Origin of the sequence: Maribacter sp. MMG018 (assembly GCF_018100785.1) — a bacterium.
Taxonomy (GTDB): domain Bacteria; phylum Bacteroidota; class Bacteroidia; order Flavobacteriales; family Flavobacteriaceae; genus Maribacter.
On record NZ_JAGJEC010000002.1, the window covers coordinates 691,955 to 708,876 of the forward strand.

General features: G+C 41.8%; 11 protein-coding genes and 1 riboswitch. Of the genes, 3 read left to right on the top strand and 8 right to left on the bottom strand.

The annotated features are described in order from the left end of the window. Positions 1–40: 40 nt before the first annotated feature. The 3 genes from J8L85_RS11300 to J8L85_RS11310 all read right to left on the bottom strand — a co-directional run bounded on the left by J8L85_RS11300 (position 41) and on the right by J8L85_RS11310 (position 2,478). The gene (locus J8L85_RS11300) at positions 41–619 is read right to left on the bottom strand and encodes a dual specificity protein phosphatase family protein (protein WP_211017305.1); all 579 of its coding nucleotides are present in this window, start codon (positions 617–619) and stop codon (positions 41–43) included. A 143-nt stretch (positions 620–762) separates the two neighbouring features. Further along, a complete protein-coding gene (locus J8L85_RS11305) occupies positions 763–1,863 on the bottom strand; it encodes an acyltransferase family protein (RefSeq protein ID WP_211017308.1) in 1,101 nt (366 codons plus the stop codon). Between the two features lie 27 nt (positions 1,864–1,890). Continuing rightward, positions 1,891–2,478 (bottom strand): ankyrin repeat domain-containing protein, encoded by a 588-nt coding sequence (locus tag J8L85_RS11310; protein ID WP_211017310.1) that lies wholly within the window; start codon positions 2,476–2,478, stop codon positions 1,891–1,893. A gap of 213 nt (positions 2,479–2,691) precedes the next feature. Between J8L85_RS11310 and J8L85_RS11315 the strand changes: the two genes are divergently transcribed. From J8L85_RS11315 to J8L85_RS11325, 3 genes are all read left to right on the top strand, one after another. Then, positions 2,692–4,782: a helix-turn-helix domain-containing protein gene (locus J8L85_RS11315; protein WP_211017312.1), complete on the top strand. Its 2,091-nt coding sequence runs from the start codon at positions 2,692–2,694 to the stop codon at positions 4,780–4,782. A gap of 433 nt (positions 4,783–5,215) precedes the next feature. Beyond that, positions 5,216–5,313: riboswitch (SAM-I-IV-variant riboswitch) on the top strand. 48 nt (positions 5,314–5,361) lie between these two features. Further along, on the top strand, positions 5,362–6,675 hold the full coding sequence (locus J8L85_RS11320; protein ID WP_211017314.1) for a Na+/H+ antiporter NhaC family protein: 1,314 nt from the start codon (positions 5,362–5,364) through the stop codon (positions 6,673–6,675). A gap of 239 nt (positions 6,676–6,914) precedes the next feature. Then, positions 6,915–7,775 carry an outer membrane beta-barrel protein gene (locus J8L85_RS11325; protein ID WP_211017316.1) on the top strand — a complete coding sequence of 287 codons (861 nt, stop codon included), beginning with the start codon at positions 6,915–6,917 and terminating at the stop codon, positions 7,773–7,775. A gap of 163 nt (positions 7,776–7,938) precedes the next feature. Here J8L85_RS11325 and J8L85_RS11330 read toward each other — a convergent pair whose 3' ends face one another. The 5 genes from J8L85_RS11330 to J8L85_RS11350 all read right to left on the bottom strand — a co-directional run bounded on the left by J8L85_RS11330 (position 7,939) and on the right by J8L85_RS11350 (position 16,667). Further along, positions 7,939–9,324 (bottom strand): FAD-binding oxidoreductase, encoded by a 1,386-nt coding sequence (locus J8L85_RS11330; RefSeq protein WP_211017318.1) that lies wholly within the window; start codon positions 9,322–9,324, stop codon positions 7,939–7,941. A gap of 53 nt (positions 9,325–9,377) precedes the next feature. Further along, on the bottom strand, positions 9,378–10,115 hold the full coding sequence (mddA, locus tag J8L85_RS11335) for a methanethiol S-methyltransferase (protein ID WP_211017320.1): 738 nt from the start codon (positions 10,113–10,115) through the stop codon (positions 9,378–9,380). A gap of 132 nt (positions 10,116–10,247) precedes the next feature. Then, the gene (locus J8L85_RS11340) at positions 10,248–11,342 is read right to left on the bottom strand and encodes a nickel-binding protein (protein ID WP_211017322.1); all 1,095 of its coding nucleotides are present in this window, start codon (positions 11,340–11,342) and stop codon (positions 10,248–10,250) included. Between the two features lie 157 nt (positions 11,343–11,499). Then, entirely contained in the window at positions 11,500–12,663 is a 1,164-nt protein-coding gene (locus J8L85_RS11345) for a gliding motility-associated C-terminal domain-containing protein (protein WP_211017324.1), read from the bottom strand. Positions 12,664–12,668: 5 nt separating this feature from the next. Next, on the bottom strand, positions 12,669–16,667 hold the full coding sequence (locus tag J8L85_RS11350; RefSeq protein ID WP_211017326.1) for a hypothetical protein: 3,999 nt from the start codon (positions 16,665–16,667) through the stop codon (positions 12,669–12,671). Positions 16,668–16,922 lie beyond the last annotated feature (255 nt).

Here is a 16,922-nt window from a genome sequence, read left to right on the forward strand (position 1 = left end):
AGGGCCGGAAGATTTTCCGGTCCTTTTTTTTTTGGACGTACTATTCCTGGTCTGGCCTATTGTTTTCTTCCAATTTCTTTTTGAGCAATTCTACGTCCAATGATTCCAGTAGACCAATCAGATTGGGAAACCTACCTTGGTGGTAGCCAAAACGGTCTTCTGTAAATTCGGCAATGGCCCGCTCCTTGGCCCAGTTATCGAAAACCATTCTATAGGCCGCAACGATGGCACCGGTTCTATCGGAACCATGCCAGCAATGGACAAGAACGGGTTTCTCTGCCTGTTGTATAAGGGACAAGGCCTTAAAAATATCCGCTTCGTCCAATTTGGAGGCTTTTAAGGGGATACGATCTAAATGCAGGTCGCTGTCCTTTAGTTTCTTTTCATCCGTTTTTTGGCGCCTGAGGTTCAGTATCGATTGTATGCCCATGGCCTCAAGCTCTCTCATTCCTTTTTTTGAGGGTTGCTCCGATCGGTATAAGCCATCACTTACCTGGTATAAATTATGAAAGTGATCGGAAGCTATTTTTTCCGACGCTCCCTCTTGAAGCGCTTTGTTGGGCAAGGAAAATGCCAATGATATCAGTGAAAGGGAGATAAAAGCGAATAATTTATGCATTGTGCTATTCAATAGAAACACAAAGATAGGCAAGCTAGGAGGATTTAATTTAAACCCATACACCTATTTTTGATGCTCCCCCATGGTCTTTTACAAAAAATCAGGCCCCAATATTAATTTAGGGCCGGATCTCAATAGGTCTATTATATGGCCTCTTTGGCCGCAGGACTCCCGAGCAAGTTGTTGGCCTTTTTGGACTTTTCCATCCGTAGTCCAAATAAGGGGCGTAAAACCCCAATCCTTCGGATCAAAAACTCGTAGAGGACAAAGCAGACCGTAAACGTAAAAACGGTAACGGCAATGAACTGTACTATCGGATGTATATTCAAGGGCAATAGCAACCAAGCCCCCAAATACAGCACGAACATATGGATGATATATACCGGGTAGGCCGCCTTGCTCAAATAGGCCAACAGTCGGCTGGGCCTGTTAAGGTATTGGAAGAAGAGTCCGAAAATGCCGAATATCCAACAGATAGATTCCAAGGCCATTAAATAGCCGGGGGCTTCCATAGCATATTCGATATAGCGTAGGGCATAGAGTGCGGTCGCGATGGCCAAATAGGCCCATTTCCATTTTTTCAGGGTATTCCAAAACGCACTTCCGATATAAACGAACAGGTATCCAAAAAAGAAGGCCAGAGCCCCTAAAAAGAAACCGTGCCAGGTTTCGGCATAGAGAGAGTAGATCTGCGGCTTTACCCAAATCGCCTCCAGCACAAAGAAAAGGGAGACGGTCAAAGGTCCGACCGCGGTACCCATCAACTTTTCCAATAGTTTTTTAAGTCTTGCCCCATGATGTTTCAATACAAGAAAAACAGGTAGAAAAATAAGGACATACGCGAAAATATTGCCCAAAAACCATAGATGGCCCGTATGGGGATAGTAACTCAAAGGTTGTTTGTAGAACGCTTGAAAAAGATACATGTGCAGGGGCGAAATGGCCACGATACCGAACAGGAAAGGCACAAGGATCCGTTGGCTACGTTCTCCGATCAGTTGTTTCCAGTTGCGCTTCCGCATGGCGAAAAAGAGTCCCATTCCCGATACAAAAAATAGAATGGGAATGCGCCATACATTTAGCATGGTCATGGGAATCCACAATCCCTCAAGTGCATTTTCGCTGCGCACGAAGCCAACGAACATGGCCCAGGGCTGAAAAACGATGGCTATATGGTAGATCAATAACAAGGCTATGGCGATTACCCGTAGCCAGTCTATATCGTAACGTCGAACTGTTTTCATGACTGTCGTTTTTTTAATTGTTATTTATTATTGTAGCATTATGGCGATAACGGGACGAGCCTTTTCAACCTCTGCCAAGTTTAAATCCAATCCAATAGGCCCCAATTGCTGTTGCATCATTTCATAAATGGGCTTCATGTCCTCAAAAGGTCCGGAAACAGATTCCCGGGCGGTGGCCCCATAGTTATTCTTTACCGTTTTGTCGGCCTTGGCATCTATAAGTAATTGTACTAGTTCTACCCTGCCAAAAAATGCGGCTACGTGAAGGGCGGTGGAGCCGTCGTTGTTTTTTACTTCCAGATCGGCACCGGCATCGATAAGGGCCGCGGCAATCTCGGACTTATCAAAAGTTATCGCCGACATTAGAGGAGTAGCACCACTTAGGGCATCTTTTTCGTTAAGGTCGGTGCCGGCTTCGATATGCTGTTTAACGGCTTCGAGGTTACCGGTTACCACCGCTTGTGTTAGGGGAATCTCTGGTGCACTTACTTCGGTATTGGCCATGGCTTGGTCGTTGGTCTTCTGCTTTTGTTGTCCACAGGCAGTTAAGCACAAGGCCATAACAAGTAATACATAACTCATTTGTTTTAAAGAATTGTTTTTTGATGTTTTCATGATTTAAGTTTTAATAATTTATTTGATATCCCAAAGGTCCCCAGAACGTTGACGCAGCACTAATTACCTATGGGGCAATCTATATAAGCCTTGCGGAGATGATAAAAATTATGGTGCAGGCATATAAATTATGACGCAACTCCCCTATTTTTATCTTGGGGAGTATTCATTTATATTTGTTAAAACCATTGGGCAGCCACCAAAAAAAACACCATGCCGAACCCGTCAAAAGGAAGTCCGTTTACCGAGCAGGCCGAAGCCTTGATCCTAGCCCATTTAAGCGATGAGCACTTTGGGGTATCGGAACTGGCCGGGGCCATGCACATGAGCCGTTCCAACCTTTTGCGGAAATGTAAAAAGCAGACCCAGCTTTCGGCGAGTCAGTTTATTCGGCAGGTTCGCCTAAAGCAGGCCATGGAGCTTTTAAAGGATTCTGATCTTACGGTTTCGGAGGTTTCTTATCGCGTGGGTTTTGGTAGCACTTCCTATTTTATTAAATGTTTTAGGGAACATTATGGGTATCCGCCCGGTGAAACGGGAAAACAGGTTGAGAAGGAGATGGAAGAAACTAAGCCCATTGTTCCCAACGAAGCCACAGTAGAAACCCTTCCTTTTCCAAAACGCTATCAATGGCCCTTGGCGGTAGTGTTTTTGTTGTTGCTAATAGGGGTTTTTATTTGGAAGCCCTTCTCCCCTGCTTCAAAGGCTTCCGAGAAATCCGATATTGAAAAGTCTATAGCCGTGCTTCCCTTTAAAAATGAAAGCAACGACGCCACCAACCTATATTTTGTAAACGGTTTGATGGAAGCGGCCTTAGGCAACCTTCAAAAAATTGAGGATTTAAGGGTCATCAGCCGTACTTCTGTAGAAAAATACAGGAACTCCGACAAGAACATACAGGAAATTGCGACCGATCTGGGTGTCAATTATATTGTGGAGGGAAGTGGACAGAAAGTGGGCGATCAGGTGCTGTTGAACATACAGTTGATAGATGCCGCTACCGATTCGCGTATTTGGGGACAGCAATATACCCACGAGGTGTTGGATATCTTTGCCCTACAAAACGAAGTGGCGAAGAAGATAGCCCATGCCGTTGAGGCCAATGTGACTCCATCCGAATTGGAGCAGATAGACAAAAAACCTACCGATAACCTAGTGGCCTATGATTACTACCTCAAGGCACAAGGGCCATTTTTGTTGAGAACGGAAGAAGGATTGCAAGAAGCTATTCCATTATTTGAAAAAGCCCTGGAAGAGGATGCCGAATTTGCCTTGGTCTATGCCGATCTGGCCATTGCCTATTATTATTTGGACCTGTTCAAAAAGGAGAAAAAATACACGGAACAAATTAATAATTATGCCGATAAGGCCCTACTCTACGACCCTAAGCTTGCCGAGAGCCTTATGGCCAAAGCCCTTTACTATCAACATACCGGCGATTATCGTTTGGCTGTGCCCCATCTTCAAAAGGCCTTGGAATACAATCCCAATTCTTCACCGGTAGTGCAAATGTTGGCGCTTTTGTATTCCAATTTTATACCCGATACCGGAAAATACTTGGAGTATGCCTTAAAGGGGGTACAATTGGATATTGGGGCCAATGATTCCGTTGGAAAAAGTTATATCTATCTGAATTTGAGCAATGCCCTTATCCAATCGGGATTTACGGATGAAGCGTTCAATTATATTGAAAAATCATTGCAGTTCAATCCCCAAAATTACTATGCACCTTATGTAAAGGCCTATATTTTGTACGCCAAGGATAGGGATCTACAACAAACCCTTATCCGTATTAAAAAGGAACTGCAAAAAGACACCACCCGTTTGGATCTTTTACAGGAAACCGCCAAGTTGCATTATTTTAAAAAGGAATACGATAGCGCCTATACGTATTACAAACGTTTTGATGACATACGAAAAAAGAGAAACCTGTACTTGTATCCTCAGGAGGATATAAAAATTGGTCTGGTGTACGAAAAAATGGGTTTTGATCAAGAGGCCGAACGCTTGTTCGAATCGTATGCGGATTATTGTAGGCAAGACCAATCGATCTACAAACCGGCCAGTACGGCCGTGATGTATGCCAATGAGGGAAAATTGGATCTGGCCATAGCGCAATTAAAGGAATTTGCCACAAAGAACCATTTTCAGTACTGGATTCTGTTGTTCATGAAATTGGATCCGGCCATGGAGCCTTTGCGGAAACACCCCGAATTTGAGTCCGTGACACAAAAAATCGAGGACCGGTTTTGGGAAAACCACCACCGACTTCAAGAAACCTTGGAGGAGAAGGATTTGCTTTAGGCCATAATCAGGGTTTTCCGTCGTACAAATCATTAACTCTTTATAATTTGGTGAGATTCCAAGTTGTTATTTCTTTTTTCTTATTCTTTGGAGGGCTCTAGGTTTCTTGGCAAACGGCGGTATCTACCTTTTCTCCGCTGGGTTTGTAATTTGACCAGAACGGTGATACGATGATAATATTTGTGTTTTTAATGATGGCCCTTCTGGTTATGGGTTTAGTATGGATTTTGTGTACAAAACACCATAAGAAAAACAAGGTAAATAAGATGAACACAATAAGTGATTATTAGTAAATATTTTAGGTGGTATGGTAACTGATCTTTTTTTCTACTGTTAAGATTTACGGATCGATGAAATAAATAGAAACAAAGACTCGGAATTAACTTTTTTTTATAAAGAGAGATGGTTTTATACCTTACTTTTGCCGGCTTAAAAATAATATCAAGAATCTCAGAAAAGGAGATAGCAACCTGCAATAACAAGCAAGGTGCTAAATAGATAGGCCAATTCGTTGGAACAAATGTTAACCCATACGTCCTAGTATTTGCTGCTATTTCCTTTTTTTATGAAACTATTGAAATGGCAGTTACAACCAAGATTATCCCTAAGTTTTCGGCGTTAATACCCCTTTTTGTCTTTGTTTTTACATTTTTGGGTGTTGGTATCCATCAAAACGATTTTTATGCCCTGCCCGCTCCTATTGCTGTTATAGCGGGGATTGTTGTGGCGTTTTTGATGTTTGGACAAACTATAGAAACAAAAATAAGAACCTTTTTAAAAGGCTGTGGTGACGAGAAGATATTGACCATGTGCCTGATCTATCTGCTGGCCGGGGCCTTTGCCGCCATTACCAGCAAAACCGGAAGTGTGGATGCGATCGTTAATATGGGATTGGATTTTATCGCCCTCCGGTATATCTATGTCGGAATCTTTGTGATTGCAGGGTTTTTATCGGTCTCTACAGGTACCTCGGTGGGGGCCATTGTGGCCTTGGCCCCTATTGTAGTCGGCTTTGCCGATGAGAGCAGTGCCGATTTGGCCCTTTTGTGCGGAGCCTTGTTGGGTGGTAGCATGTTCGGAGACAATTTATCGGTGATCTCCGATACGACCATTGCCGCGACCCAATCGTTAGGTTGCAAGATGAGCGATAAGTTTAAACAGAATATCAAGATTGCATTGCCAGCGGCCCTGTTTACCATGGGCATTTTACTCTTTCAAGGTTGGGACCTCGCATCTGTCGGAACGGAAACGGTTGCATATAGCTATTCGGTATTAAAAATACTGCCCTATGTTTTAGTTATTGTTCTCTCCATTGCGGGTGTCAACGTATTTGTAACCTTGTTGTTGGGGTCGGTTTCGGCGGTATTCTTGGGAATTTTTTCTGGAGATTTTACGTTTATGGAATCGACCCGAATCGCCTATACCGGGTTTACCAACATGACGGAAATTTTTCTATTGTCATTATTAACAGGAGGTTTGGCCGCCTTAGTGGAAAGAAATGGCGGTATCGATTATATTTTGGTCAACATAAAAAAACGCATCAAAAGCAAGAAAACGGCGCAGTTGGGCATTGCGACCTTGGTGGGCACTACCAATATGGCCATTGCCAACAATACCGTGTCTATCATCATTGCCGGGCCCATTGCCAAGATCATAAATGATGATTATGGTTTAGACAATAAGAATACGGCTTCTATTCTGGATATTTTTGCCTGTATTTCGCAAGGATTATTGCCCTACGGAGCACAGGTATTGATGATTTTGAGTTTTTCAAAAGGTAGAATAGACTATCTGGATCTAGTGTTCAATACTTGGTATCTGTTGCTATTGCTCATCTATACATTGATATACATAAATTTCAGCTCTATATGGAATAAATGTATTAAAAGATAGTTATAGTCTAATATTCATACTTATGTTTTGCAAATATTTTCCAATGTTAAAAAGAGAATGCATTTGCGAGAAATTTCTTTTTAAAAGTATCTTTGCGATCCCAAATTAATCGGGGCTCGGATTAAGCTATGAATCACTGAGCCATTTAGAAAGGATAACATCTTTCTGTGTACATACTCTCTCTAAAACATAGCTTTAATACATCCGGGTTTTAATTATTTAAAACTTAAATTATTAGTATGAAACATTTAATTACAGCATGTACGGCTGTTTTGATCGGTGCAGTATCTTATGGACAGATGGAAGTTTCTGTTAGTACCGGTTACGCCATTGGTAGTGCCACAATGAAATTAGGCGAACGCATAAGCGTTTCCGAAACTGAAAACTCGTACGGAAGTTATGGTGAAGGTGCCAATGTTCAGATAAGGGGTACTTATTATTTTGACGATTCTTTCGGTGTTGATCTAGGTTTTGGTTATTTACAAGGTACTGATCAAGACATATCTAAGGTCAATGTACCGAATACAGAAGTAGATGCGGTTGCTAGGGCGCGTGCATTTGGAGCTTCAGCTTCTTTAGTATATAAATTTACCAATAGTCTGTACGGTCGTTTCGGGGCCTTGATCAAAATGGGAGGAAAAACCGAAGCGGTCGTGTACCAAAAATCTGTTTTTTCTGAGGAAGAAGCTCAAGCTTTTGGTGTACCGCAAGGTTCGTACTCCGAAACGCGTTATAAAGAAGATTACCATGGAAAATTCCCTTTGGGCTTTGTTGGCGCCATGGGCTATAAGTTTAACTTAAATTCTAATTTTAGCCTTTTTGTAGAGGCCGAGTACTACGGTATCAGTTTAAAAAGAAAGGATTCGGAAATTTCGGAATTCAATACCGATGTGGTACTTCCAGATGGTACGGTAGCCGTAAGTGGATATTATAATTTGGATAATCTGCCCGATGGTTATGTACGCAAAACCAACTATGAGGATGAGCTGTCCAATACCAACACAGACACTTCAAAAAAACTATCACAAAAAGTACCTTATTCTTCGTTCGGACTTAATTTCGGACTTACCTATAAATTTAAAGGTTCTCAGAAGAACTAATAGTCTTGTGATGTTTTAATTGTTCATCAACTAGTTTGTAGCCCCGTTAAACATTGTTTTTAACGGGGCTGTTTTTTTATATGCAACACAGTACGGTATGCCACCTTTTTTAGATATACTTTATCGATAGCTGTAATATGGCTTACAGCATTACCAACTAATATTAAGGCTTTATATTCTGGTTTACCCTGAATATATTATTTGGGTCGTAGGTGTTTTTTATCTTCACCAATCTATCATAATTATGTTTATAACTGGCTTTAACACGATCTTGGCCTTCTTCCATCATAAAATTGGAATAGGCTCCACCGGCAGAATATGGATGCAATGCCTCATAATATGATTTACACCAATTGGTAATTGTAGCGGCATTTTTTGGGTTTGGATCTACTCCAATATAAACCCCGGCATACTTGGCATCGCGGTATGCCCAAGGGGTATCTGTACTACCTAGCCTACTCGCCGCGCCACTAAGTGGATACAAGTGCATTTGTGATAAAGGTGTTGGAATGGTGCTGCCAAATTTTAAATGTTGAGCACGGACCTTGGAACCTAATTCATTAAAAAAATCGGCCCGCCAATACCATTGCAATCCCGGAGGCAATAGACCATCGAACATACTTTGTAGCGATGGATATGGCATTTCCCCAACATGGGCAAAAACAGGGTTTAAATCAAGAACGGGTTTAAAAAGCTCTGTAAATTCTTCGGGATCCCCTGTATAGCACCAGACAATGCCACAGAACTTTTTATTATGTAACTCTGCTGGAAATGGAGACTCGGGAATAACCATAGTGGCAATAAAACCGTTTAAATCTTCAGGAGCATTGTGGATAAAGGAGTGGTACCAATCCATGATTTCTTCCACCCTTTCAATGGGCCATAGGGTTGGACCCCCAATAACAGTTTTTATGGGGTGTGCCTGAAAGGTAAAGGACGTTACCACTCCGAAATTACCTCCTCCACCTCTTATGGCCCAGAACAAATCTGTGTTCTCATTTTTGTTTACAGTGACAAAAGAGCCATCTGCCAAAACCATTTCTGCTTCTAATAGATTGTCTATGGTAAGGCCATGCTTACGGGTTAAATACCCAACTCCCCCGCCTAGGGTTAAGCCCCCAACCCCTGTCGTAGAAACCATTCCCGAGGGTATGGCCAAACCAAATTTATGTGTGGCCGCATCGACTTCGTTCCAAATGTTTCCCCCACCAACTTTTACGGTATTGTTGGAAGTGTTTACCTCCACCGATTTTATACTGGACAGATCAATAACCAGACCATCATTGCAAAGCCCCAACCCTGCTCCATTGTGCCCACCACCCCGTATGGCAATCAGTAGATTGTTTTCCCTTCCAAAATTTACCGAGGCAATAACATCTTCAGCATTTTCACACATGGCAAACAAACCTGGACGTTTATCTATCATTCCGTTGTAAACGCTTCGTGTTTCGTCGTAGATGGCATCTGTAGGAGAAATTACTTTGCCCTTTAATTGGGAAGCAAAGGCCTTTATGATATTGGGATTGAGGTTTTTGGCTGAATTTTTCATCTTCAATGTGGTTTTAATTGTTATTGGAGGTTATACCTTAAGGAATCTCCTTTCTATTTTGTACTTTTTGAAAAAGGAAGTATCATAGGTACATTTTTTTGGTATTCTACATAGTCTTCACCATGTTTTTTGCGTAAATCCTTTTCTTCGAAATATTTGACAGCTATTAAAATGTATGCCGTAGTAACTACTGCAAAAGTTAAATGGCCCACGGTCATCAATGGTGTTGCCCAAAAAGCAATGATAAACCCAAGCATTAAAGGATGTCTTACTATTTTATATAAAAAATTGGTTTGAAATTTTGGCGATTGGGAAGTTCTATTTTTAAAGTTGTCGAATATTTGTGTCAAGCCAAACAATTCAAAATGACTGATCATAAATGTAGAAAGCAAAACAATGAGCCAGCCCAGAGCTGCTACTCCAATAATTATCCATACCAATAAGCTATTATCAATTTCCCAAACTACCGTATTAATAGGTTGCCATTTCCAAAATAGTAATAGAAGTGCCAAACTTGTCAATAAAATATAAGTACTTCGTTCAGCAGGTTTTCCTATAATCTTGACCCACCATGCTTTAAAAGCTGGTCTGGCCATTACGCTATGTTGAACCGCAAAGATGCTCAACAAAACAAGATTGGTTAAAATTGCTGAAAAACCTGTGCTCTCAGTATCTGAGTTAATGGTTTTAGGCACTAAAAAATCACTTACAAATCCTATAGCATAAAGAAACGATATTAAGAAAACGAGGTACGCAATAAGGCCATAAACAAGAATGATAAACTTTTTCATTTTTATAGGTTCTAAAATTAGTATGGATTAAAAGTAGTATAGAACCGTTTTTTGAAAATCTACGTTTAGACCAAATAATGGTACTTTTAGATCAAACCATGAAAAACGTGCAATCAACTAAAAAACAGCACGTTATTTATGACTTTTGAAGTTTGAGGGAAGTAATCCATATTTTTTTTGGAAACATTTTGAAAAATAGGAAGGACTGCCAAAACCTGTTTGATAAGCGATTTCAGAAATATTGCTGTTTTGTTTTTCCATTAATTCCAAGGCTTTATCCAAACGATAGTCCCTTAAAAATTGGTTGGGGGATTTACCGACCAAATTCATCATGGTACGGTATAATTTGGATTTGCTATAGCCAAGGTTTTCTTCGAAGTTGGTGACACTTATCGTGGTATGGGCCCAAATTCTTTCCGTATAGGACATTAAATGCTTCATAAAGTCGTCATCCTTACTGTTCAAAACAGTAATTTCTTCTTTTTGGGGCAAGGGTCTATTTTGGTTTTCACCTTCATAGAGATCCTTGACTTCCGCAGTAATGGAAAAATCCCCCCTGACAATATCACTTAGATAATCCGAAGTTTTAATGGTATCTTCAAAAATGCCGTCTTTGTCAGTAACGGGAATTCCGGAACTGATTCCAATCTTAAACGTTAAATCCGGTGTAATGACGCGGTGGTAAACCGCCTTAATGCCTAAAGCACAATGTACGGCATCGGTAACCGAGGCAAAGGACACTAAAAAGGTATTCCCTTCTTTGCGAACCAAGCGCCCCTTGTGTTCTGAAACCAAAGTGGTAATTGAGGTGGTATATCCCCTAAGAGCGGCTTTCAAGGTACGTATTTCCCGGTCCCTTAAGCTATTGTGTTTTAATTTGACGACCATAAGTGTCCTGAACGCAGGGTCGTTAATGATATTGAGCTTTTCATTTTTAGCTTTTTCCGGATCTTCGATGCGGCCTAAAAATGATTCTACAATGGTGTCGTTGACTTCGATTATCCGGGTTGGGATCGCGCCGTGGGAATTCTTATGTAAATCTAAAAGAGCCTCTTTGTTTGGCGCTTCTATTAAGCAAAAAGCGGTTTTTCGTTTTTCATCGCACCAATAGGTCAAGCCCCTGCAATGGTATTTGTGCTCCACAGCCAAATCGGCTTGGTGCATTTCCGCAACATGTGCGGCCGTAATGCCTTCAGGAAGTTCGTGTAAATCTAAAAATAAAGGCATAATGCTTATTTAGAGTGTAACTTACATTTTCTTATGGGGCACTTTGATACCTAAGATAGGCATTTGTTAGAGAGCAATCGGTAAAAATTGTATAATTGACGGGTTATTCTCTTTTAGAGAACGTTTTAATCCTCATACTTCGGCTTTTAAGGGTGATTTACCATGCTAAGTATAGAAAACCCTGATAATTTTTTTTTGAATCTTTCAGGTGAACGTTATAATAATAAACTCCTTGGGGAAGGCCTCTTTCTGTGGCTATAACAAAATTAGATGTATTAGAAACTCCTCTAAAATCGTCTTTATAATTATCCATTTCAAAGACTTTTAAACCATATCTGTTAAATACGGTCAAATTGTTATTTTGAAGGGGATCGATATCTTCCAAAATCAACACATCGTTTATTCCGTCGTTGTTGGGGGTTAATAAATAATTTCCTAGTTTAATAGTTAACTCTGAAGAGGTTGTCGTACCAAAAGTAATGGCATCAAAATCATCTGGTAAAAAACTATTGGAGACAGCAAGACCTTGGTTTAAATCCCCCGTTATAGTGGAAGTGCCTATGTTCACCCAACTTTTTTGAGATTTGCTCCAGCCAACAATCGTAATATTATTGATGGAATTGGCCAATTGGTTTAAATTGCTCAAATCATCCCATGTTAGGGTAATGGTACAGGTAGCACTACTGTTTAATTGCCAAAATTCCGAACTACTTACAGCACTAACATCACCGATTGTTATATCAGTTTTGTATGTTTCGGTGATGGAGTTGGGATTGCCGGGATTTTCAAAAAAGTACCTACATTGCGCTAAGCTTGAGCTTTCTTCAGTGTCCATAATCAATGGCCTTAGATAACCGGAATTCCCGGTGGGAAAAATAAAGGATGATATGTTAAGGGCAGAAACAAAACCATCCACATGACTACTATTAGATTCCCCAACATGAAAGGCATTTTCCAAGAACTGTATATAAATGGAATCATCCGTATTGGGGGTAATAATAGTACCGTTTATAAAGTTGAACGATGTTTTAATATTGATAGGAATCTCTAATTCCAGGTTGTTTTGCATAAAGATTTCAAAATTAGAGAAAGTAGGTGCCAATGCTCCCGATATAGAAAGTTCATTATCACTGTAAAACCCTACCAAACCTTCATTTTCATCGTAGATTCCGTCATTTACAAGATTGGTTTGAAATCCCATTTGACCCCCATCAAAAACTTTTAAGTTGCCAAAATTACGTAACGTGTTTTGTGCGCTTACGTTGATGACGGCACAGCAAAAGATCAATACTATTAATGTATATCGAATTTTTAGTTTCATAATTCTTATATACCAGTGTCCATAATTGTAAAGTACCAAACAGCTGAAGTAAGGAGCGCTCCTCCCAAAGCTCCGGTGGTAACTTTTTTGATCTCTACAGTGAATTGGTCTGTTTGTTGATCAGTAACCCTTATAGTGGCAAAATTCCCCCCTCCCGCTTGAACAGTAGTTTGTATGATATAGTTTGAAGTTGGTCTGGCTGTACTCAGGGTAACTGTGTAATTTCCTGTTCCACTACTTGAAGATGAAGCTACACCAATTGTATTTACCTGTGTGGAACCATTCATTTTTCCCATGGCTTTCACATAGTTGACAGTATGAGCTCCTGTAACAAAACCTTCTGCAGTTGCCGCGGTAGCGACTTCCGCATTTGTCAGTTGGGTGTTCGTGTCAACAGTATGAGCACCAGTCACGAATCCGAGTCCCTCTATCTCTGTCTGGTCGGCATGTGTATCAGTATCTATAGTGTGTGCTCCATCTACGAAACCCATTGTTTCTATGTCGGATTTAGAGAGTTGGGTGTTTGTATCGGTCGTATGCCCTCCAGTCACGAATCCGAGTCCCTCTATTTCTGTTTGGTCGGCATGCGTATCGGTATCAACAGTGTGGGCACCATCTACGAATCCCATAGTTTCGATGTCCGATTTTGATAGTTGGGTGTTTGTGTCAACGGTGTGCGCGCCTGTAACGAATCCGAGTCCTTCTATCTCTATCTGGTCGGCATGTGTATCGGTATCAACAGTGTGCGCTCCAGTAACAAAACCTTCAGCGGTTGCCGCGGTTGCGACTTCCGCATTTGATAGTTGGGTGTTCGTGTCAACGGTATGAGCACCAGTCACGAATCCGAGTCCCTCTATCTCTGTTTGATCGGCATGCGTATCGGTATCAACCGTGTGGGTTCCATCTACGAAACCCATTGTTTCGATATCTGATTTTGATAGTTGGGTGTTTGTATCTATAGTGTGGGCACCAGTAACAAAACCTTCTGCGGTTGCCGCGGTTGCGACTTCCGCATTTGTTAATTGGGTGTTGGTATCAACAGTGTGCGCTCCTGTCACAAATCCGAGTCCCTCTATTTCTGTTTGGTCGGCATGAGTATCGGTATCAACGGTGTGGGCACCATCCACGAAACCCATTGTTTCTATGTCGGATTTAGAGAGTTGGGTGTTTGTATCGGTCGTATGCCCTCCAGTCACGAATCCGAGTCCCTCTATCTCTGTCTGGTCGGCATGTGTATCGGTATCAACAGTATGAGCGCCATCTACGAATCCCATAGTTTCTATGTCGGATTTAGAGAGTTGGGTGTTTGTATCGATAGTGTGCGCTCCAGTAACAAAACCTTCAGCGGTTGCCGCGGTTGCGACTTCCGCATTTGTTAATTGGGTGTTCGTGTCAACGGTGTGCGCCCCTGTCACGAATCCGAGTCCCTCTATCTCTGTTTGGTCAGCATGTGTATCGGTATCAACGGTGTGGGCACCATCTACGAATCCCATGGTTTCGATGTCCGATTTAGATAGCTGTGTGTTTGTGTCAACGGTATGTGCTCCAGTCACAAATCCAAGTCCCTCTATTTCTGTTTGATCAGCATGGGTATCGGTATCTATAGTGTGCGCTCCAGTAACAAAACCTTCTGCAGTTGCCGCGGTTGCGACTTCCGCATTTGTCAATTGAGTATTTGTATCGGTCGTATGCGCTCCTGTAACGAATCCGAGTCCTTCTATCTCTGTCTGGTCGGCATGTGTATCGGTATCAACAGTGTGTGCTCCAGTAACAAAACCTTCTGCAGTTGCCGCGGTTGCGACTTCCGCATTTGATAGTTGGGTGTTCGTGTCAACGGTGTGCTCGCCTGTAACGAATCCGAGTCCTTCTATCTCTGTCTGGTCGGCATGTGTATCGGTATCAACCGTGTGGGTTCCATCTACGAAACCCATTGTTTCGATATCTGATTTTGATAGTTGGGTGTTTGTATCTATAGTGTGCGCTCCAGTAACAAAACCTTCTGCGGTTGCCGCGGTTGCGACTTCCGCATTTGTCAATTGGGTGTTCGTGTCAACAGTGTGTGCTCCAGTAACAAAACCTTCTGCGGTTGCCGCGGTTGCGACTTCCGCATTTGAGAGTTGGGTGTTCGTGTCAACGGTATGCGCGCCTGTCACGAATCCGAGTCCCTCTATTTCTGTCTGGTCGGCATGCGTATCGGTATCAACGGTATGGGCACCATCTATGAATCCCATGGTTTCGATGTCCGATTTAGATAGCTGTGTGTTTGTGTCAACGGTATGTGCTCCAGTCACAAATCCGAGTCCCTCTATCTCTGTCTGGTCGGCATGCGTATCGGTATCAACAGTGTGGGCACCATCTACGAAACCCATGGTTTCTATATTTGTTTTTGATAGCTGTGTGTTCGTGTCAACGGTATGTGTCCCTGTAACAAATCCGAGTCCTTCTATCTCTGTTTGATCAGCATGCGTATCGGTATCAACGGTATGGGCACCATCCACGAACCCCATAGTTTCGATGTCCGATTTTGATAGCTGTGTGTTTGTGTCAACGGTATGTGCTCCAGTCACAAACCCAAGTCCCTCTATTTCTGTTTGGTCGGCATGTGTATCGGTATCTATAGTGTGCGCTCCAGTAACAAAACCTTCTGCAGTTGCCGCGGTTGCGACTTCCGCATTTGAGAGTTGGGTGTTTGTATCTATAGTGTGCGCGCCTGTCACGAATCCGAGTCCCTCTATTTCTGTCTGGTCGGCATGCGTATCGGTATCAACGGTATGGGCACCATCTATGAATCCCATGGTTTCGATGTCCGATTTAGATAGCTGTGTGTTTGTGTCAACGGTATGTGCTCCAGTCACAAATCCGAGTCCCTCTATCTCTGTCTGGTCGGCATGCGTATCGGTATCAACAGTGTGTGCTCCAGTAACAAAACCTTCTGCAGTTGCCGCGGTTGCGACTTCCGCATTTGATAGTTGGGTGTTCGTGTCAACGGTGTGTGCCCCAGTCACGAATCCCAGTCCCTCTATCTCTGTTTGGTCGGCATGTGTATCGGTATCAACAGTGTGAGCACCATCTACGAAACCCATAGTTTCGATGTCCGATTTTGATAGCTGTGTGTTTGTGTCAACGGTATGTGCTCCAGTCACAAATCCAAGTCCCTCTATTTCTGTTTGGTCGGCATGTGTATCGGTATCAACAGTGTGTGCTCCAGTAACAAAACCTTCTGCAGTTGCCGCGGTTGCGACTTCCGCATTTGAGAGTTGGGTGTTTGTATCAACAGTGTGTGCTCCAGTCACGAATCCGAGTCCCTCTATCTCTGTTTGGTCGGCATGGGTATCGGTGTCAACGGTGTGTGCACCTGTAACAAAACCTTCCGCAGTTGCCGCGGTTGCGACTTCCGCATTTGTCAGTTGGGTGTTCGTGTCAACGGTATGAGCACCAGTCACGAATCCCAGTCCTACAATTTCGGCTTGATCAGCATGTGTATCGGTATCAACAGTGTGGGCACCATCTACGAAACCCATTGTTTCGATGTCCGATTTTGATAGTTGCGCATTGGAACTAATTGTCGTTTGAACTCCCTCTTCATCAGTATAGGTAAAAGAACCATCCATATTATCGATTATAGAAGTCAGGGTTTCTGGCTGACCATGAAAAGTTATTTGTATTCCATTCTCATCTATAAAGGAAAAAGTGCCATTTAGATTATCTATTAAGGAAATCGTTGAGGTATTGGGAACTGTATCACATAAGTTTTTCCACATATTTCCGGTATAATAGTGGATGCATTGTGTATCTGTATTATAAACGAGTGCCCCATTTAATGGAGATATCGATTCCATTTCCAAACTGGTCATACGGGTAAGTATCAGTGCTTTTGTTGTACTTTCCAACTCTAGAATAGAGGATGTGTCCAAAGAACTTACATCATTACCTATTTTTACTTGAGAATACCCTACTTGGCATACGCAAAATAAAATGGAGAATCCAATAATTAGCTTTTTCATCAAGTGGGGATTATGTTAAAATGTTGAAATATAGAAAATTATAAATTATTTGTAGGAATTATTGTTGTGTAAATGTAGGAAAAGGATGTCATATAACGAATATATGATATTAAGAGACAATGAGTATCTTTAATTAGGTGTATTCGTAAGATGGTCTTACCAAAAAAATAGGAAAATGAATGTTTTCACCTTCCTATTTTGCTTTTAATAAGCCATTTATATCAGAAAATATAGTTTGCTGCAGTAGATTAGACT